Source organism: Paraburkholderia sp. GAS38 (assembly GCF_050434965.1).
Classification (GTDB): domain Bacteria; phylum Pseudomonadota; class Gammaproteobacteria; order Burkholderiales; family Burkholderiaceae; genus Paraburkholderia; species Paraburkholderia phenazinium_A.
Genome location: NZ_JBNDJO010000004.1, coordinates 313,191 through 332,430 on the forward strand (window position 1 = coordinate 313,191; position 19,240 = coordinate 332,430).

Annotated in this window: 16 protein-coding genes; 5 read left to right on the forward strand and 11 right to left on the reverse strand. The window is 64.3% G+C overall.

The features are described from left to right. Positions 1 to 5 precede the first annotated feature (5 nt). The 6 genes from P3T42_RS11785 to glnT form a co-directional block, all read right to left on the reverse strand. Positions 6 to 1,823 (reverse strand): bifunctional protein-serine/threonine kinase/phosphatase, encoded by a 1,818-nt coding sequence (locus P3T42_RS11785; protein ID WP_429306133.1) that lies wholly within the window; start codon positions 1,821 to 1,823, stop codon positions 6 to 8. Beyond that, entirely contained in the window at positions 1,824 to 3,260 is a 1,437-nt protein-coding gene (locus tag P3T42_RS11790; RefSeq protein WP_074297245.1) for an APC family permease, read from the reverse strand. It abuts the gene before it with no gap. Between the two features lie 80 nt (positions 3,261 to 3,340). After that, positions 3,341 to 4,702: an FMN-binding glutamate synthase family protein gene (locus P3T42_RS11795; RefSeq protein ID WP_429306134.1), complete on the reverse strand. Its 1,362-nt coding sequence runs from the start codon at positions 4,700 to 4,702 to the stop codon at positions 3,341 to 3,343. Positions 4,703 to 4,727: 25 nt separating this feature from the next. After that, positions 4,728 to 5,417 carry a protein glxC gene (locus tag P3T42_RS11800; RefSeq protein ID WP_074295167.1) on the reverse strand — a complete coding sequence of 230 codons (690 nt, stop codon included), beginning with the start codon at positions 5,415 to 5,417 and terminating at the stop codon, positions 4,728 to 4,730. Continuing rightward, positions 5,405 to 6,313 (reverse strand): class II glutamine amidotransferase, encoded by a 909-nt coding sequence (locus P3T42_RS11805; protein WP_074295166.1) that lies wholly within the window; start codon positions 6,311 to 6,313, stop codon positions 5,405 to 5,407. Before P3T42_RS11805 ends, P3T42_RS11800 begins: the two co-directional genes overlap by 13 nt. A gap of 11 nt (positions 6,314 to 6,324) precedes the next feature. Further along, a complete protein-coding gene (gene glnT / locus P3T42_RS11810) occupies positions 6,325 to 7,713 on the reverse strand; it encodes a type III glutamate--ammonia ligase (protein WP_171991614.1) in 1,389 nt (462 codons plus the stop codon). Positions 7,714 to 7,938: 225 nt separating this feature from the next. Here glnT and P3T42_RS11815 point away from each other — a divergent pair, with 225 nt between their 5' ends. Beyond that, entirely contained in the window at positions 7,939 to 8,541 is a 603-nt protein-coding gene (locus tag P3T42_RS11815; RefSeq protein ID WP_074295165.1) for a helix-turn-helix domain-containing protein, read from the forward strand. 259 nt (positions 8,542 to 8,800) lie between these two features. Here the strand turns inward: P3T42_RS11815 and P3T42_RS11820 are convergent, their stop codons facing one another. Next, on the reverse strand, positions 8,801 to 9,766 hold the full coding sequence (locus P3T42_RS11820; protein WP_429306135.1) for a LysR family transcriptional regulator: 966 nt from the start codon (positions 9,764 to 9,766) through the stop codon (positions 8,801 to 8,803). 191 nt (positions 9,767 to 9,957) lie between these two features. Between P3T42_RS11820 and P3T42_RS11825 the strand changes: the two genes are divergently transcribed. Then, a complete protein-coding gene (locus tag P3T42_RS11825) occupies positions 9,958 to 11,145 on the forward strand; it encodes an NAD(P)/FAD-dependent oxidoreductase (protein WP_074295163.1) in 1,188 nt (395 codons plus the stop codon). Positions 11,146 to 11,295: 150 nt separating this feature from the next. Here the strand turns inward: P3T42_RS11825 and P3T42_RS11830 are convergent, their stop codons facing one another. Further along, entirely contained in the window at positions 11,296 to 12,168 is an 873-nt protein-coding gene (locus P3T42_RS11830; protein WP_074295162.1) for an NmrA family NAD(P)-binding protein, read from the reverse strand. Between the two features lie 257 nt (positions 12,169 to 12,425). On the opposite strand from P3T42_RS11830, the gene P3T42_RS11835 reads away from it, so the two are divergent. Genes P3T42_RS11835 through P3T42_RS11845 form a run of 3 tightly spaced genes read left to right on the forward strand, consistent with a single transcriptional unit; the run spans position 12,426 to position 15,369 of the window. Then, complete coding sequence (locus P3T42_RS11835) at positions 12,426 to 13,178, forward strand: PadR family transcriptional regulator (RefSeq protein ID WP_429306136.1); 753 nt, start codon at positions 12,426 to 12,428, stop codon at positions 13,176 to 13,178. A gap of 53 nt (positions 13,179 to 13,231) precedes the next feature. Continuing rightward, positions 13,232 to 14,047, forward strand: a complete 816-nt coding sequence (locus P3T42_RS11840; RefSeq protein ID WP_429306137.1) for a siderophore-interacting protein — start codon at positions 13,232 to 13,234, stop codon at positions 14,045 to 14,047. A 59-nt stretch (positions 14,048 to 14,106) separates the two neighbouring features. After that, positions 14,107 to 15,369, forward strand: a complete 1,263-nt coding sequence (locus tag P3T42_RS11845; protein ID WP_074295159.1) for an MFS transporter — start codon at positions 14,107 to 14,109, stop codon at positions 15,367 to 15,369. Positions 15,370 to 15,485: 116 nt separating this feature from the next. Here the strand turns inward: P3T42_RS11845 and P3T42_RS11850 are convergent, their stop codons facing one another. Genes P3T42_RS11850 through P3T42_RS11860 form a run of 3 tightly spaced genes read right to left on the reverse strand, consistent with a single transcriptional unit; the run spans position 15,486 to position 19,201 of the window. Further along, positions 15,486 to 16,625: an enoyl-CoA hydratase/isomerase family protein gene (locus P3T42_RS11850; protein ID WP_429306298.1), complete on the reverse strand. Its 1,140-nt coding sequence runs from the start codon at positions 16,623 to 16,625 to the stop codon at positions 15,486 to 15,488. A gap of 35 nt (positions 16,626 to 16,660) precedes the next feature. Beyond that, entirely contained in the window at positions 16,661 to 17,464 is an 804-nt protein-coding gene (locus tag P3T42_RS11855; protein WP_429306138.1) for an enoyl-CoA hydratase, read from the reverse strand. An 18-nt stretch (positions 17,465 to 17,482) separates the two neighbouring features. Next, a complete protein-coding gene (locus P3T42_RS11860) occupies positions 17,483 to 19,201 on the reverse strand; it encodes an AMP-binding protein (protein WP_429306139.1) in 1,719 nt (572 codons plus the stop codon). Positions 19,202 to 19,240: the final 39 nt, after the last annotated feature.

Consider the following 19,240-nt stretch of genomic DNA (forward strand, 5'->3'; position numbering starts at 1 on the left):
CCCCCTCAACGCCGCATCAACGACCACAACAACAGCGCCAGCAACACCACCACAACCCCCTGCCAGAACAGCACCGGATCGCTCTCAAGCAAAGGCTTGCGCCGAATCGGCGCAAGCGCATCTCGACCGCTCGAAAAGCGCTCGAGATCGGCGCAAACTTCGAGCACGTCCTGATACCTGCGCGCCGGATCGGGCTGTAGCGCTTTCTCGAGCACCAGGTCGAGCCATTGTGGCGCGTCGAGCCGATACTGATAAAGCGGCACGCGGCCATTAAAGCCGTAAGGCAATTTGCCGCCGCTGAACAGCCGGTACAGCGTCACGCCAAACGCGAACACCTCGGAACGCGCATCGCCCTGCGCGCCCTTCATCAACTCAGGCGCCATATAAGCGGGCGAACCCGGTGCGACGTCGGGCCCCGGCAACTGCATGCCCGGCATATAACCGAAACCGAGATCGAGCAGGCGCGTGCTATCGCCCCGCATTACCAGCACGTTCTCGGGTTTGATATCGCGATGGAAGATATTGCGGCGGTTTAGCGCGGCGATCGAACGGCCCAGTTGCTGGGCGATCCCAAGCGCGCGCGGCAGCGATATGGGCTGAGGCGCCGCCAGCAGTTTTTCGAGCGTGATGCCTGCGCCGAGCGGCATCACTACATAGAGCCGGGTTTGCCGGTCGGCATCGACCGGCATCGGCGCGAGCACGCCTTCGTCGTCGATCTTGCCTGCCAGCCAGCGCTCGCGCACGATCGACTGGCGTACGTTCTCGTCCTCCCCAACGCGCGGCTTGGGAAACTTGAGCGCCAGTTGCGTGTTCGGATCGGCCAGATCGTAGCCGGCGAAAATCCGCGAATAGACACCATCGTTCAACACGTTCGTGAGCAGATATCCATCGACCACATCGCCGGCGTCGGGCACGGCCGGAATCGGCAAGACCCCCACCACTCGCTCAAGGTAGCCAACATCGAGCGAAGGCAGAGCGCCCACATCGAGCACCGCGCTCGTCACGTCGTCATGCGAGCCTCGCGTCACCGCCAGCGCACCAAGCCGGCGTGCCGTGTCGAGTGCGCTACCGCGCGCCGCCAGCACCGTCTGCAACTCGCGCATCGGCACGCGGCGATAGAGCCCGTCGGAACACATCAGCAGACGGTCGCCCTCGCGCAGCTCGAGGGTTTCGATGCGCGTCACCAGCGCCGGCAGCATGCCGACCGCATGCGCCACATAAGAACCGAAGGCGACCGGCACGACATCGTCGTCGCCGACCTGGATCAGTTGACCATCGCGCAGCAGATAGAGCCGCACATCGCCGGCCGCCACCAGATACGCGGTCGCGCGGCGCACGATCAGCGCCGCAAAGGATGCGGCCATCTGCGTCAGTGCGGGATCGACGCGCCCCATCTGATGCAGCCAGCCGTGGATTGCCTCAAGCGCGCGCGCAGCGGCCACGCCAGGCTGCAAGGTGTCGGGGAGTCCGTAGTAAGCGTCGATAAAGGTCCGCACCGAGAGTTCGGCCGCCACCCGCCCGCCCTTGCTGCCGCTCACGCCATCGGCGAGAGCAATCACACTGCCGCGCGCCACGCGCGCCGCCAGATCGCCAAGCATCACGCCGACGTAGTCTTCGTTGATGTGATCCTGCCCGCGTCCGCGGGCAGGGCAAGAGACACAACCGATCTCGAGCGCGGCGCACTCGCCGCGCTCCGCCCGCAACTGCAGGTCGATTTCCTGGCCGCCCATGCCGCGACGGCTAACTGCCCTTCCCTCCGGATCGTCCGGCGTCCGGCCCGTGTTCGGTGCGGACAAGCTATCCGGGGAGAAGGGTTCATTCATTTACTTTTTGCCGTGAGTCATCACGTCGCTTGTTTCCAGATCGTGCTCGATCTTCTCGAGCACCTGCGGCGAGCGCTTCTTGAGCATCATCAACCAGACTGCGCCAACCAGCATATACGCGACGAACAGATAAGGGAGGATGTTATACGGATAATCGGGCACCGGATACACGCTGCCGATCACCGCGCCGACCATCGCCAGTGCGCCGAGCACGCCCCACACCACGTTGATCGATTTGAGCTCGCCCTGCTTCTTCAGATAAACCGGTGCCGCGATTGCGACCAGGAAATACACGACCAGGAAGCCGAAGGTCGCAAACGTGCTCGTATAGCCGAACGTGTTGAGCGGCCCCGTGCCGAGCATCGCAATGCACACCACGAAGGTCACGATCGAGGAAAACGCAACGGCCAGATACGGCGTCTGGTGCGTACGGTGCACCATGCCCATCGAGCGGTGCACGAACTGATAGCGGCCCATCGAATACAGCAGGCGGCTCGCCGAGTTGATACACGCGAGGACGCACGAGAACGCGCTGACCGAGGCGATCAGATAAAACACCGGACCGAGCGGCGAGGCGCCGACACTCGTGAGCAGCGTGCTGAGCACGGCCGAATCGCCGCCGAGCTTGGCTACGTCGTCGTGGTAGGCGATCGTCATCGAATAGGCCACAAACATGAAGAACAGCCCCGACAGGATCACGCACCAGACCACCGCACGCGGAATCACGCGCAGCGGATTCCTGGTTTCCTGACCGAGCGAGGCCGCACTCTCGAATCCCACGTACGAGAAGATGCCGAGCACCATGCCCTGTGCCATGCCCTTACCGCTAACACCCTGCAGCCCCAGTTGCGTATGGTCGACGATATGGTCCGGGTGCAGTGCGAGCACATAAATCAGCACACCGCCCACAATCACCACCGAAGCACCTTCGATCGCCAGCGACAGGCGCGAAGACAGCTTCACGTCACGTGCCGAGAAGAACCAGGCGAGGCCGATAAAGATCGTGTAAATAGCCCACGACGGAATCGCCATGTTCCAGGCCGAAAAGGCATTCTGCACGAACACCACGCCTGCCGCCCCCACCCCCATCGCCGTACCCACGTAAGCCGCAATCAGGCCCCAGCCGGCAATGCCACCCGCCATCGGTCCAAGTGCGCGTGAGATATAGATAAAGAACGACCCGGCCGACGCGATCCGGCTCGAGAGCGCAATGATGCTCATGCTCACCAGCAGCAACCCGAGCGTCGAAAGGCCATAAATCAACCAGGTCCCCGCGCCGGCCAGCGCCGCGATGGCGGTCACATTGATCGACGGCGTGAAGGTTGGAGAAAGGTTCGCGATGGATTGGCCAATGACCTCGGGGAAACCCAAAGTGCCGGCACGTAGTCCGCCGGACGATACCGGCGCTGCTTGCGTACTGCTTTGCGGAGTGCTCATGTAGGGCTCCTGATAGATGGGTGAATCAACGTTGCGTGCGCTCAACTTTTCCACAGTCAAAAATCTGGAAACAACTCAATTCATGTGTTCCATCCGGGGATCCACGAGGTACCCGCGAGCGGAATGCGCGCCATTGCCGCGGCTTCCACGGTCAGCGCGACGAGATCCTCGGGCTCCAGGTGATGCACGTTCTGCTTGCCGCACGCACGCGCAATCGTCGTCAGTTCCATGTTCAGCGTCTTCAGGTAGTTGCGCACGCGGCGCGACCCTTCATCGGGCTGGACACGCTGTTCGAGCACCGCATCCTGGGTGGTGACGCCCACCGGACACTTGCCGGTGTGGCAGTGATGGCAGTACCCCGGCGACGTGTTCAGCGCCGCGTACTCCGCCGCCGCCGAATGCAGCGCGCCGTTCTGAAAATACGTATCGCTGTTGCAACCGAGCGCCATCAGCATGCCCTGCCCGATCGCCACCGCGTCTGCGCCGAGCGCCAGGGCCTTCGCCACATCGGCACCGGTACGGATCCCACCCGAGACGATCAGTTGTACCTGGCCTTTCATGTTCAGGTCTTCAAGCGCGTCCACCGCCTGGCGAACCGCCGCCAGCGTCGGAATGCCGACGTTCTCGATGAAGCAGGTTTGCGTCGCCGCCGTGCCGCCCTGCATCCCGTCGATCACGACCACGTCCGCGCCCGCATGCACCGCGAGCTTGACGTCGTTGAACGTACGTGTGGCGCCGACCTTCACGTAGATCGGTTTCTCCCAATCGGTGATTTCGCGCAACTCCTGAATCTTGATCGTCAGATCGTCCGGGCCGGTCCAATCCGGATGACGGCTCGCCGAACGCTGATCGACGCCGGCCGGCAACGTGCGCATCGACGCGACGCGCGGATTCACCTTCTGCCCGAGCAGCATGCCGCCGCCGCCCGGTTTCGCACCCTGACCAATCACGATTTCGATCGCGTCGGCACGGCGCACGTCGTCGGGATTGAAGCCATAACGCGACGGCAGGCACTGATAAACCAGCATCTTCGACGAGCGGCGTTCCTCCTGCGTCATGCCGCCATCACCGGTAGTGGTCGAGGTGCCCATCGCCGTTGCGGCCTGGCCGAGCGCTTCTTTCACGTTCGCGGACAGCGCGCCGAAGCTCATGCCGGCCACCGTGATCGGAATGTCGAGCACCAGCGGCTTTTTGGCGAAGCGTGTGCCGAGCACGGTCCGCGTCGCGCATTTCTCGCGATACCCCTCGAGCGGATAGCGCGACAGGGAGGCGCCGAGAAACAGCAGATCGTCGAAATGCGGCACGCGTCGTTTCGCGCCCAGACCGCGAATTTCGTAGAGACCGCGCTGCGCGGCGGCGTGGATATAGTCGATCGTCTTGCGGTCGTAGCCTTGCGACTCTTCCTGCTGCAAGCGGGCGAAGTGAACGGGTTTGGCTTCCATGGCGACCTTCTTCGAGAGCGTGTGTTCAATATTCCTGGTTCGCGTCGGCGTTCCAGTGATAGAGCGTGCGAGCGGAGCCGATCCGTTTGAACGACGCCGGATCGTGGTCCATGCCGGCGGCGGCGAGCAGTGCGCGTACGGCGTCGAGATCGGCCTGCGTCATCGGCTCGTATTGCGCGTCCGCACCGAGCGATTTCACTTCGCCGCGCACGTACAGCACCGCTTCGTAAAGCGAGTCGCCGAGCGCATCGCCCGCATCGCCGCAGATCACCATGCGTCCGGCCTGCGCCATAAACGCAGAAAAGCTGCCCACCGATCCCCCCACCACGATGTCGCCGCCCTTCAGCGAAATGCCGCAACGCAGGCCCGCATCGCCGTCGATCACCAGCAGCCCACCATGCGCCGAAGCGCCTGCGCCGTTCGACGCGAAACCCTTCACATGCACCTTGCCGCTCATCATGTTTTCGGCGACGCCGGTGCCCGCGCTGCCGTCGATCTCGATCGTCGCGTGCTGGTTCATGCCGCCCGCGTAATAGCCGGCGTGACCTGCGATGGTGACCCGCACCGCCGCATCCACACCCACAGCGAGGTTGTGCGCGCCGTTCGGTGCGACGACCGTCACCGCCTGGCCTTCCAGTTCGCTCGCGGGCTTGTGCAGGAACTGGTTCAACTCGCGGACCGTCGTGCGCTCCAGATCGAAAGTCAGGCTTTCCATACGTACATCTCCTCGGGTGCCGGTTCGAAGACCCTGGCGTTCTTGATATCGGGCAGATGCGCGAGCGAACGGAACTCGGAAGCGATCGCGACGTAGTCGTCGTTTTCCGCAACCACCGCCGGCTTGCAAGCGAACGGATCGCGAATCAGCGCGAGTTCGGTCGAGGTGCCCATCAGGAACGTGTAGAAGCCGTCGAGTTCTTCGAAGCCTTTCTGCAGTGCGACCGGCAGCGTGTCGCCTTCGCGCAGCCGCCATTCGAGAAAGCGGCAGGCGGCTTCGGTGTCGTTGTCGGTATCGAAGTGAATGCCTTGCGGTTCGAGCTTGCGGCGCACGCCATGCGCGTTCGACAGCGAACCGTTGTGGACCAGACAGAAGTCGTCGCCGGCGGTGAACGGATGGGCGCGGTCGGGCGTCACGGCCGACTCGGTCGCCATACGTGTGTGGCCGACCAGATGCGAGCCCTTCAGGTTCGCAAAGTCATAGCGCCCAGCGACTTGCGACGGTGAGCCGATATCCTTGTACAGATCGATCGAGCGGCCGCTCGAGAGCAGATACAGCTTCGGATATTTTTCGCGCAGCCATGTCTTCACCCGCTCGACGTCGCCTTGCACCGTCATCACGGCATGATTGCCTTTGGAGTCGACGCGCGCGGTGACGTCCATCGCCGCGTTCAGCGCTTCCACCAGCGGCTGCCATGCGAAATCCGCGCCTTCTTCGGTGAAGCCCGCGTAGAGGCTCAGCTTGCGCTGGCTCGCATCGACCGGCTTGCCGAACACCGCGAGGCCCGCCGAGTCCGGTCCGCGCTCGGTCATGCCGATCAGCATCGGCACCATCAGAACGCCCAGCCGCTCGCGCAGTGCAGGCGTCTTCACCAGCAAGCCGACAATTCCGCACATTGCAGTTCTCCTTAGAAAAATTCGAGGTAGGTCTTCAGTTCCCAGTCCGACACGTGGCGCATGTATTCGAGCCACTCCATCCGCTTAAGCTTGAGGAATTCGTCGGCAACCGGGCCGAGCGCATCGCAGATCACGCGGTCGGACTCCAGTGCGTCGAGCGCCTGTTCGAGGTTTTGCGGCAGCACGCCGATGCCGTGTTCCGCGAGCCGCGCGGACGACCACTCGTAGAGGTTTTCGTTAGCCGGCTCGCCCGGCGACAGGCCGCGGTCGATGCCGTCGAGTCCCGCCGCAATCACCGCCGCGGTCGCAAGATAGGGATTGCATGAGCCGTCGGGCAGCCGCAGTTCGATGCGCTCGCCAGGCATGCGCACCATCGTCGAGCGGTTGTTGTCGCCGTAGCTGACGTAAGCCGGCGCCCACGTGGCGCCCGTCAACGAGCGGCCCACCACGAGACGCTTATACGAATTCACGGTCGGATTGCACAGCGCGGTCAGCGCCGGTGCATGCGCGAGCAGGCCGGCCGTGAACTGATAGCCGAGCGCAGAAAGTCCCATGCCGAGTGTGTCCGCCGGATCGGCGAACAGGTTGCGCTCGCCGTCGCCGATCGACATATGCATATGCATGCCATTGCCTGGGCGGTTCGCAAACGGCTTCGGCATGAACGAGCAGATCATGCCGAGCTCGTTGGCGATCTCCGAGGCCGCCATCTTGAAGAACACGTAGTGGTCGCAGGAGGTCAGGCAATCGGTGTACGTGTAGTTGATTTCGAACTGCCCGTTGGCGTCTTCGTGATCGATCTGATAGACGTCGATGCCTACCGCGCGCATCGATTCGGTGAGCTTTTCCAGGAAGACACGCGTACGCGAGAGACCCTTGTAGTCGTAGCACGGCTTGGCGAGCGTATCGCTCGGATCGCACGGCTCCAGCGTGCCGGACGCCGAACGGCGCAGCAGCGAAAATTCCGGCTCCAGACCGGTGAAGAGGGTCCAGTTGCGCTCGGTCATCCTCGCAACCGCCTTCTTCAGCGTCACGCGCGAATCGTATTGCCACGCCTCGCCGGCCACGTGACCGTCGCAGACGATCCGTGCCAGACCCGGCTGCCACGGCACCGGCGTGAGCGTTGCCAGATCGCCGACGGCCATGTAGTCGGGACCGTTCGGCTCGATGCCGACGCCCCAGATCGCAAACCCCGCGAAACCGGCACCCGCTGTCAACACGCTCTTCAGATGACTGACCGGCACCGACTTCGCCTTGGCCACCCCGTGAATATCGACAAACTGCGCCAGCACGTACTTCACGCCCTGCTGCGTCAGATAAGCCTGCGCCTCTTCCGCCGAGCCGAACCGGGGCACGCATCCGAGTTCGTTGACCGGCAGCGTGGTCGCATCGTTCAGGTTCATCGCCACTCCTTGCAACAACAGTGTTGGTGGGTTGGACAAGCCACACGCAATGCATGTGGCGAGGCTATGCAGCGCGCTTTCGAACGCCGGTTGCCTTGCGCTGCAACCCCGTCTTCAATCGGACGGGTACTTTATTGGCGATAAACTAAGATTCCCTCAGTGAAACTCTCCACGCGCAAGCCAGGTACGACGATCTGCTACGCTTTCCTTTTTCCCGAGGCCTACATGCAAACCGGTGAAGACAACAACACGCCGCTCGAACGCTACCTGGGTATCACCATTCGCGAGCTACGCCAGCGCCACGGCCTGACCATCGCCCAGGTCTCCGCGCAGGCCGGCATCAGCCGCGGCATGCTCTCGAAGATCGAGAACGCACAGACCTCCGCCGGCCTCGATGTGCTTAACCGCATCGCCCAGGCGCTCGGTGTTTCGCTCTCCACGCTGTTCCGCAATTTCGACGTGCCGCAAGGCGGTGCACAGCTCGTCAAAAAAGGCGCCGGCATGGAGGTGGTCCGCAAAGGCACCAAACGCGGCCACACCTATCACCTGCTCGCTTACGACCAGGGGCCGCGCAAACTCTTCGAACCCTTCCTGATCACGATGGAGGACGAAGCCGAGCGCTTTCCCGTGTTCCAGCATCCGGGCACCGAATTCATCCACATGCTCAAGGGCGTCATCGAATATCGCCACGGACAGCAAACCTACATCCTGCATCCCGGTGACACCCTCACCTTCCAGGGCGAGGTCCCCCACGGTCCTGAACGTCTGATCAAGACGCCCATTCAATTCCTGTCGATCTTTATGTACCCGCAATCGGGCGCCGACTGATCTCGCGCTGTGTCCGGTCACCGCCGGTGCACAAAGCAATGCAACGTTTATGCCATTTTTATCTCGGTGAATCAAAAATTCCCTTGGATAAACGCCCTGGGCGCAATGACGCCGTGTCGGCAACCAGGGTGAAGCGCGCGCTGGCTCGACTGCGGTGCACATCCTTGTTGCGACTGGTGCGACTTTGCACAAGAACGAGGTGCGTGGTTACGCAGCGTCAAAAGCAATACTTATACAAAGCGAGAGATTTCCCTCAGCCTCAGCGCAACGCATCCTCGGGCAGATCGGGCAACGCGCGCGCCAGTGACGGCTGAATGGCGTTGTCCAGCACGCCGCGCGTCAGCATGGCGATGTCGCCGGCGAACTGATCCCATTCGCCCTGCCGGTGCAGCAGAAAGAAATCGCGCCGCCCAAGGCGGCTCGGCGGCAACGGCATCACCGCGATATCGTCGAGGTAGTGACGTGCCTGCCACAGACACAAGGGCGTCGAAATCGCGAAACCCACGCGTGCGGCCACCAGACTCAGCAGCGGATCGGTCGCGTCGAACTCGTAACGGCGCGGGCTGTCGATACCCAGATGCCGCGCGAACCGCTCGATCTGCTGGCCGATCACCGAGCGCGCCGTGTAGCGGATCAGCGGCATTTCCAGCGCGAGCGTACGCCAGTCGACCGTGCGTCGTCCGCTCAGATGGCTACGCGCCACCACCATGACGAACGCCTCGGAAAACAGCGGCTCTTCGACGATCCGCGCATCGCTTAGCGTGGTCTGCGTGCAGATCGCGATATCCAGTTCCCGGTCGTGCAGTTGCTTGCTCAGGCCCGGCGTCAGACCGGACCACATCGAAATCTGCCGCTCCGAATTCGACACCGCGCGGATCAGTTCGGGGCCGACGGTCGCCGCGAACGAGTCGACGCAGCCGAGCCGCACCGGCATCTTGCCCGTATGCGACGCATCGCCGATGCGGGCGGCGACCATCTTCGCGTGCTCGATCAACGGATCGGCCAGTTCGAGCAGCGCGCGCCCCGCCACGTTGGGCCGCGGCGGCCGGCTCTCGCGGTCGAACAGCGTCAGGCCCTGGTCGCGCTCCAACGCGGCAATCGACTGGCTGACCGCGCTCTGGCTCACGCCGAGCTGTTTCGCGGCGCCTGTCATCGAGCCGCTCTCGCATACGGCGACGAACGCCTGCAGCGCGCGCAGATCGATCGGAGGCGGGGTTCGTCTCATGGCATGTTCCGCTCGCGTGGGTGACGGGCCGGTCATCCTGCGCGGCACGAAAGCATGGTGCCGTTGTGCGCAGGGCCGGTGTTCAGGATGAGAAATTCCAATGGGTCGCCATAAGTTTGCCTGATACAAAATTGGCGCACCCGGCGTTTTCCTAGAATTCGCCTCATTGCCCGCACAGAGGTCCACTCCACATGAGCCACTACGATTTCATCGTGATCGGCGCTGGCGTCATCGGCGCGTCGGTCGCCCATCATCTCGCCGCACACGGCGCGCAGAGCGTGCTGGTGATCGAGCAGGGCACGATCGGCGCGGGCACCACCTCCCAGTCGTCGGGCCTGCTGCGCACGCATTATTCGGTCCGCCAGAATGTGGAACTTGCGCGCTCGTCATGGTGGGCGTTCAACAACTTCGCCGAATACGTCGGCGACGACGAAGCGTCCTGCGGCCTCGTCAAATGCGGCTATCTGATCTGCTCGCCCGAGGGCGACAAGCTTGAGCCGCTGCGCGCCTCGCTCGCCGCGCAGCGGGACATGGGCATCGAAGTGCAGTTACTCGACAGGGCGCAAGCGCACGAGCGCCTGCCGATCGCCAGCTTCGACGACGCCGCGCTGATCGGCTATGAACCGGAAGCAGGCTTTGCCGACGCCTATCTGGTCGCCACCGGCTTCGCCCGTTCGGCGCGCCGGCGCGGCGTCAAGATCATGGAAGGCGTGACGGTGACGGGCCTCATCCGCGAAGGACGCCGGATCACCGGTATCGAGACGAGCGCCGGCCGCTTTGGTTGCGGCACCCTGATCAGCACGCAGAACATCTGGACGCCGGAACTTGCCGGCTGGATCGGCGTGCCGTTGCCGGTCAAGCCGGAGCGCCACACGGTGCTCGCCCTCGAATGCGAGGGCGCCGCCTACTCGTTCAGGATGCCGGCGTTCAAGGACCTGGGCTCGGCCGGCATGCTCTATTACCGCAGCTATGGCGGCAGCCAGATGCTCGTGTCGGAGGGCGTGGTCGGCGAAACGCTGAGCTCGCCGGAAACGGAACAGGGAGAGATCTCGCTCGACTATGTCGCCGAAGTCGGCGCTCAGGTCGCCGAACGCTTCCCCGCTTATGAAGCGGCGGGGCTCGCTTCGTCGTGGACCGGCGTCTACGACGTGACGCCCGACTGGAATCCGGTGTTGGGCAAGGTCGCCGATATCGAGGGACTCGTGGTCGGCTTCGGCTTCTCCGGGCACGGCTTCAAACTCTCGCCGGGCATCGGCAAGATTCTCGCCCAGCACGCGCTCGGTCAGCCCACCGACGTTTCTCTCGCACCCTATGCACTGGAGCGGTTCGCCAGCGGCGCGCTGCTGGTGGGCAAATACGGTTCCGGCGCGGTCTCCTGAGCAACGGAGGCTTCACTCCTGGAATCGATTTTCTGGTTCCAGTGAAACGTGCGGTTGACGCCGACGTGCACGTCCGGGCCGCCACGAATGATTTGAGCGGGGCGCGTCATGTCCAACGCGCCCCGCTCATCCGCGGCAAACCCGAGACACTCACCCCACCTGCTTAACCAGCTCCCCAAACACGACTTCATAAGGTGTCGTGCCGATCACCCGTTCATTGACGCCTGCCTCTTCAAACTCGATCCATCCGCTATTGAACCCGTCGATCATCTCGATCCGCGGCATCGGCCTCGCCGTCCCTTGCGACTGAAACAGCGCCTCCCACTGCTCACGCGGCACGGCCTGCGCCTGAACCTCACGTCCCACGGCTGCACCCAGCAACGCCGCAATTTCATGCTGCGTATAACGCCGCGGCCCTTCAATTTCGATCACGCGCCGGCCCTGCCACTGCTGCACAAGCGTATCGGCGATCACGCGACCAATATCCGCCGTTGCGACCATCGAATACGCCCGATCGAGCGGCTGCAGGAAACTCGCCATCGTCCCGGTCTCGCGTGCCGGAGCGACATCCCACAGCGAGTTTTCCATGAACCATGTCGGACGCAAAATCGCGCTTGGGATGGGCGACGCAGCAAGCGCCTCCTCGAGAATATGCACTTGCGTAATCAGACCCAACCCTGACTCACGCTGACCGCCGATCGACGACAACGCCACCACCCGCTGCGGCGCAGCCTCAGCAAGCGCACGCGCCAACGACGCCGCCGCGGCGCGCGCCTCCGGATAACCCGCCTGCGGCGCAAAGTTGGGCGGCACCATCACGAAGACTCCCTCGGTGCCCGCGAACGCGGCTTGCAGCGCCGCCGTGTCTTCCATGTCGGCAATCGCCACCTCCGCGCCCTGCTCGACCCAGGCGGCCGCTTTCGCCTTGTCGCGCAACACAGCCCGCACTGCGTGGCCCGCATCCAGCAATGCACGCGCCGCGGCGCCCCCGACCTTTCCCGTCACGCCAGTAATTGCAAACATTTCATCTCTCCGGTGAAAACGGCCCGATGCCGCGCTGAGAGGCATTCTGGTCGCGTCACAGCCATTTCGCGAGAGCATCAGTGTCATAACTTTAATGATTTTCTGTCATTTAAAGCCTCCCACCCACGGTGATCCAATGACGAGCCGAGAACTCGCGTTCCTCATCCCACATCCATCCGGCCCCACATTTTCTCTTTGACAAGCTATCTTTAGATATATATCTTACGACACATCTTAAGACACAACGGAGCACACAGATGCGTCACTCCCATCATTCGCGCCGTCACCACGACACCGACGGCCTGCATTCCACCCACGCTTTCTCGCTGCATGCCCTGTGGCACGCCATCGGCCGCCATCATCGTGGCGGCGACCGTGGCAGTGACCGCAGCGGCCGCTTCGGCGGTGGTTTTGGAGGCGGCTACGGCGGTCCTGGCGGCTTCGGCGGCGGCGACGGCGACGGTTTCCCGCGCGGCCGCAAATTCAGCTCGGACGACCTGCAACTGCTGTTGCTGGCCTTGCTGGACGCCCAGCCGAGCCACGGCTACGAGCTGATCAAGGCGCTTGAAACGCGCTCGAACGGCTTCTATAGCCCAAGCCCCGGCATGGTCTACCCGGCGCTGACCTACCTCGAAGAAATCGGTCATGTGACCGTGCAACTGGAAGGCAACCGCAAGCGCTACGAGCTCGCCGAACCCGGCCGCCAATACCTCGCGGACAACCGCGAGCGTGTCGAACTGATGTTCGCCAAGCTGAACCACATTGCCCGCAAGATGGATTCGGTACGCCGCGCCTTCGCTGGCGAAGAGGCGCTCGATCCGAACGAAGGCGGTTGGCTGCCGGAGCTGATCGAAGCCCGTCGCGCGCTCAAGCATGCGTTGATTCGCCGCGACAACGTACCGGCCGACGAACAGCGCCGCATCGCCGCGATCCTCGTGCGCGCCACGGCCGAAATCGAAGGCAACCCGGGTGCCGCGACCAGCGCCGACGCAGGCGCGGACGCGCTCTGAGCCCGCGTGGCCGCCATCCCGAGCGCTACCCGACAACACTGGAGAGAACACTTATGCTGACCAGGTCCGATCTCGCGGTTACCCGCGTCCGTCACTCCCTGAAATTCCGTCTGCTGCAAGTCAAGCGGGTCGAACCGCTGACGCCTCACCTGATTCGGGTCACCCTGACCGGCGACGATCTGCACGACTTCGAATCGGCGTCGTTCGACGATCACGTCAAGGTTTTCTTCCCGGAGCCGGGTGCCGACAAGCCGGCGCTACCAAGCGCAGGCCCGAACGGCCCGGTGTTCCCGGAAGGTCAGCCGCGGCCGGTGGCGCGCGATTTCACGCCGCGCCGCTACGACCGCGCGGCGCTCGAGCTGGATATCGAATTCGCCATGCACGAGGCCGGCCCGGCCGCGACCTGGGCCGCCCAGGCCAAGGTCGGGCAGTATCTGGGTATCGGCGGCCCGCGCGGCTCGCTGGTGATTCCGACGGGCTTCGACTGGCATCTGCTGATCGGCGACGAAACCGCGCTGCCGGCCATCGCTCGCCGTCTGCAGGAACTGCCTGCCGGCACGCGCGTGGCAGCCGTACTCGAAGTCGCCGACCCGTCGGCGCGCCTCGAGTTCGACACCGAAGCCGAGCTGCATACCGTGTGGCGCTATCGCAGCGAATCGCCGTATCGCGGCGACGCGCTGCTGCAAGCGGTACGCGAGACCTATCTGCCGGACGGCGAGGGCTATGTCTGGGCCGCGGGCGAATCCGCGACCATGCGCGCGGTGCGCTATCACCTATGCACTGAACGCGGTGTCGACAAATCGCGCATCCGCGCGGCGAGCTACTGGAAACAGGGCGCCGAAGCGGTCCACGAAAACCTCGACGACTAAACCACGCAGTGCCGACCGCCAGCCATCCGGCTGGCTTTATCTTGTCAAGGACCCTGCCGATGTATTCCATCAGCACCAGGCACGAACGCCGCCTTCTGTGGCTGCTCGCGCTGACGCAGTTCACCATCATCATGGACTTCATGATCATGATGCCGTTGGGCCCGCAGATCATGCACAACTTCGGCATCACGCCGGCCGCCTTCGCGACAGCGGTGTCGGCCTATTCGTGGTGTTCGGGACTCTCGGGCCTGTTCGCCGCCACCTATATCGACCGCTTCGACCGGCGCAAGCTTCTGCTGACCATCTATGCGCTGTTCGCGGTGTCGAACCTGGGCTGCGCGCTCGCCGGCAGCTTTCCGCTACTGCTCGTGGCACGCGCGTTTGCCGGCATCACCGGCGGCGTACTGGGCTCGGTGATCATGGCGATCGTCGGCGACGTGATCCCGGTGCAGCGGCGCGGTGCGGCCACCGGCACCATCATGACCGCGTTCTCGCTGGCCGCGATTGCCGGCGTGCCGGCCGGCGTGATGCTCGGGGCGCACTTCAACTGGGCGGCGCCGTTCGTGCTGCTGGTCGTACTCTCCGTGCTGATCTGGTTCGGCGGCTCGCTGATCGTGCCGTCGCTCGCCGAGCATTTGAGCCGCCGGCCGCCGCCGTTGCGTCAGGTGTTGCCCGACCTCATGCGCCTGCTCGGCAATCCGCGTCACCTGAATGCATTTGCGCTCACCTTCATGATCATGGTGTCGCATATGCTGGTGATTCCGTTTATCGCGCCTATGCTGGTGCTCAACCATGGCGTGCCGCCCGCGCATCTGTCGTGGATCTATATGGGCGGCGGCTTCGCGACGTTCTTCACGTCGCGCGCAATCGGTCGTTTGGCTGACCGCTACGGCAAGCACCGGGTGTTTCGCATCGCCGCCCTGCTGTCGACGCTGCCCGTCCTGTTCGTGACCCACCTGCCCGATCTGCCGTTCGTGGCGGTCGTGCTGTTCTTCCCGTTCTTCATGGTGGCGATGTCCGGGCGGATGGTGCCGATGCAGGCCTTGCTGACCACGGTTCCCGAACCGCAGCGGCGCGGCGCGTTTCTCAGCGCCAACAGCGCGTTGCAGGCGCTCGGGACCGGCTGTGGCGCATGGTTTGGCGGCCTGATGCTGACCAATACGCCGAGCGGGCAGATCGCCGGTTACGGCACGGTCGGCTGGGTCGCGGTGGCGGTGACGTTGGTCGCGGTGCTGTGGGTCGGTCGCGTGAAGGCTGCGGCGGATAAGGCGCCGGCGGCCGGCGCCGCGGAACTCGGTCCGGAGCCGCTTGGCGAGGTTTGATCAGGCCTTGCCGCTGCGTAGCGTTGCGCTGCGCTGCATAGCGCTATGCAAAGCCAAAACCAAAACCGCGCAGACAGGTGCCCTCGCCACAAAGCGAGGGCACCTGCCCAGCATTCCTAATCAACCAATCCTGTCCCGCCAAGCGCAGCCAGCGGATGGGCCTCACTGCGCCACGGCGACGCCAGGAAATGCCGCACGCGCTCGCTGCGCACTTCCGCCAACGTCATGGGCGCCCAGCGCGGCTGACGGTCCTTGTCGACCAGATGCGCCCGCACCCCCTCGCAGAAATCCCCCTCTTCGATCACGCGGCTAACGATGCCCAACTCCATCCTGAAGCATTCGGCCAGCGTCATCTGGCGGCCGCGCAGTAACGCCTCGCGGGTCACGTGGAGCATGGTCGGCGAATGGCTCATTAGCGCATCGAAGGTGGCCTGCAGCCATTGGCGCACTTCGCGCGGCGGCTCGCGCTCCAGATCGTGGCGTAGCGTAGCCACGGTCCGCTCGACACTCGAGCGCCGATCGAAATGCCGCAGGATCAGTTGCGTGAACGGTCCGAGCACGGCATGCGGCACGATGTTGCACGGCGGTTCGAACACCGCGCGCAGCGCGGGCAGTAACTCGCCGTCGGTGGACATGCGTTGCAGCCGCTCCTCGAAGCTGGCGAGCCATTCGGCGGGAACGCACAGATCGGCCAGTTGCAGACGCACGGCATCCGCGCCGGACAGCGTCACACCGGTCAACCCGACATACAACTCGACTTCTACCGGCATCACGGCGAGGAAATGCGTGGCGCCGACATCGGGCAGGAAACCGATGCGCGTCTCGGGCATCGCAATCTTCGTGCGCTCGGTGACGACGCGCAGCTTCGCCGCCTGACCCAGCCCCATGCCGCCGCCCATCGTGATGCCGTCCAGCAGCGCCACGATCGGCTTCGGAAAAGTATGCAGCGCGTAATCGAGCCGGTATTCGTCGACAAAGAACGCTTGCCAGCCGGTCTCGCCGCGCATTTTCATACGGTACAGTTCGCGCACGTCGCCGCCCGCGCAGAAACCCTTTTCGCCCGCGCCGCGCAGCACCACGGCGAGGATGGCGTCGTCCGTCCGGCAACGCTCGAGCAGCGCCGCGAGTTCGCGCACCATGGGGTGCGATAGCGCGTTCAGCGCGGCCGGCCGGTTCAGCGTGATGATCGCGACGCGGTTGAGCACGCGAAACAGGATGGCCGGTTCGGCTGCCTGCTCCGCCGAGCCATCGGCCATTACGGCGGTAGCGCTACGTGGGTTCACCACGGCATTCATGACGGGTCCCCTGCGCGCGTTCCCTGCGTCACCTGCCATTGCGGCGCACGTTTTTCGAGGAATGCGTTGACGCCTTCGCGCTGATCCGGCCCGTCGAACAGATCCACGAAGCGCTCGCGTTCTACCGCCAGCGCCGCCGAGCGCGGCACGCCATGACGTGCCTGATGAATCAGGCTCTTGCTGAACGAGACTGCTTGCGGGCTCAGCGTGGTGACGCGGGTCGCCATCGTCAATGCGGCCTCGCGCGCAGCGCCCTTTTCCACCACCTCCTCGACGAGACCGATGCGCAAGGCCGTCGCGGCATCGACGCGCTCGCCGGTCAGAATCATCCGCTTCGCCCAGCCCTCGCCGACGAGCCAGGGCAGCGTCTGCGTGCCGCAGCCGCAGGGCAGCAGGCCCACCGCCGTCTCCGGCAAGGCAAGCTGCGCATGTCGCTCGGCAATGCGGATATCGCACGACAGCGCGCATTCGAGTCCGCCGCCCATCGCATAGCCGTTGATGGCGGCAATCACCACGGCACGCGCGTTTTGCAGCGTCTCGAAGGCCGCGCCGAAGCGCGTGGCCGCCGTGCGCGCCACGTCGCGATTGCCGTCGGCGAAGGTGTTCAGATCGGCGCCGGCGCTGAAGAATTTCGGGCCGTCGCCGGTGATGACGATTGCCCGCACGCGCGCCTCGCCGTTCAGGCGCTCGACGGTGTGCTGCAGTTGCAGCAAGCCATCCGGTGTAAAGGCATTCGCGGGCGGCCGCTTGAGGGTGAGCAGTGCAATGGCGCCGTCGTTGGCGTAGTCGAGTTCGATCATCGTGCTTCTCCGTTCGGTCTATTTACTGTTCGCGCCCGACAGATCCGGGAAGTCCTCTTCCCAGTACTCGCCAGGCAGGCGCGCGGGTTCGGTCTCGCGCTCCAGTTCACGGCGCCGCAACTCGACGCGGCGGATCTTGCCGGAGATGGTCTTGGGCAGTTCGCTGAACTGCAGCCGCCGGATCCGCTTGTACGGGGCGAGTTTTTCGCGCGAAAACTGGAACACGCTGCGCGCGAGTTCGGGACCGGCTTCGTAGCCGTGACGCACCGTCACAAACGCTTTGGGCACGGACAGGCGCAAAGCGTCGGCGCTCGGCACCACGGCGGCTTCGGCAATGGCTTCGTGTTCGATCAGCACGCTTTCGAGTTCGAATGGACTTAGCCGGTAGTCGGACGATTTGAACACGTCGTCGGCGCGGCCCACATACACGTAGTAGCCATCGTCGCGGCGCAGGGCGACGTCGGACGTGTGGTAGTAGCCGTTGCGCATTGCCTGCACGGTGGCGTTGAGATTGTTCGCGTAGCCCGTCATCAGGCCGAGCGGACGCTGCGCCAGCGGCAAGGCGATTTCGCCTTCGCTGACGAGATGATCGTCCGCGTCGACCAGTTCGATCCGGTAGCCCGGCAGGGGTCGTCCCATTGAACCCGCCACCACCGGTTGACCCGGCGAATTGCCGACCTGGCAGGTGGTCTCCGTCTGGCCGAACCCATCGCGGATCGTCACGTCCCAGGCGTGCCGGACGCGCTCGATGACCTCCGGATTCAGCGGCTCGCCCGCGCCGACGATCTCGCGCAGCTTGACCGGATATTCCGCGAGCGGCTCCTGCACCAGCATGCGCCAGACCGTGGGCGGCGCGCACAGCGTGGTGACCCGGCAGCGCACCAGCACGTCGAGCGTTTCCTTCGGCACGAAGCGCGCGTAGTTGAACACGAACACGCAGGCCTGCGCGTTCCACGGCGCGTAGAAGCAGCTCCACGCGTGCTTGGCCCAGCCCGGTGAACTGATGTTCCAGTGGATGTCGCCGGGTTGCAGGCCGATCCAGTACATCGTCGACAGATGGCCGACCGGATAGCTCTGATGCGTATGCTCGACGAGCTTGGGCTTCGAGGTCGTGCCCGAGGTGAAGTACAGCAGGAGCGGATCGGTGGCGCGCGTGGGGCCGTCGGGCCTGAACTGCGGCTCGGCCTCGTAAGCCGCGGCAAGATCGATCCAGCCGTCGCGCGGCGTGCCCACCGACAGGCGCGTCAGCGGAATCTCGAGGCCTTCGAATTTCGCCAGTTCGGCGCTGTCCACCACGACGAATGTCGCTTCGCCGATCTGCACGCGGTCGCGCACATCGTCAGAGGAAAGCTGGGTGGTGGCGGGCAACACGATCGCACCGAGTTTCATCGCCGCCAGCATCACGTCCCAGAGTTCGACGCGATTCGGCAGCATCAACAGCAGACGGTCGCCACGCCCCACGCCGACACCGCGCAGGAAGTTCGCCATGCGCGCCGAGCGCTCGGACATCTGGGCGAACGAGTACTTCGTGCCTGCGCCGGCCGGCTCGTCGACGATCCACAGTGCCGGGTGGTCGTTGCCTTGCGCGATGACGTCGAAATAGTCGAGCGCCCAGTTGAATTCGTCGAGCGCGGGCCAGGCGAACTCGCGATAGGCGGTGTCGTAGTCGGTACGATGGCGCAGTAGCAGGTCGCGCGCCGCGAGAAAGCTTTGCGTTGAAGTGGTCCGCTCGGTCATCGTTGTCTCCTGTCGACCAGAGTTAGCGCTTCAGCGCTT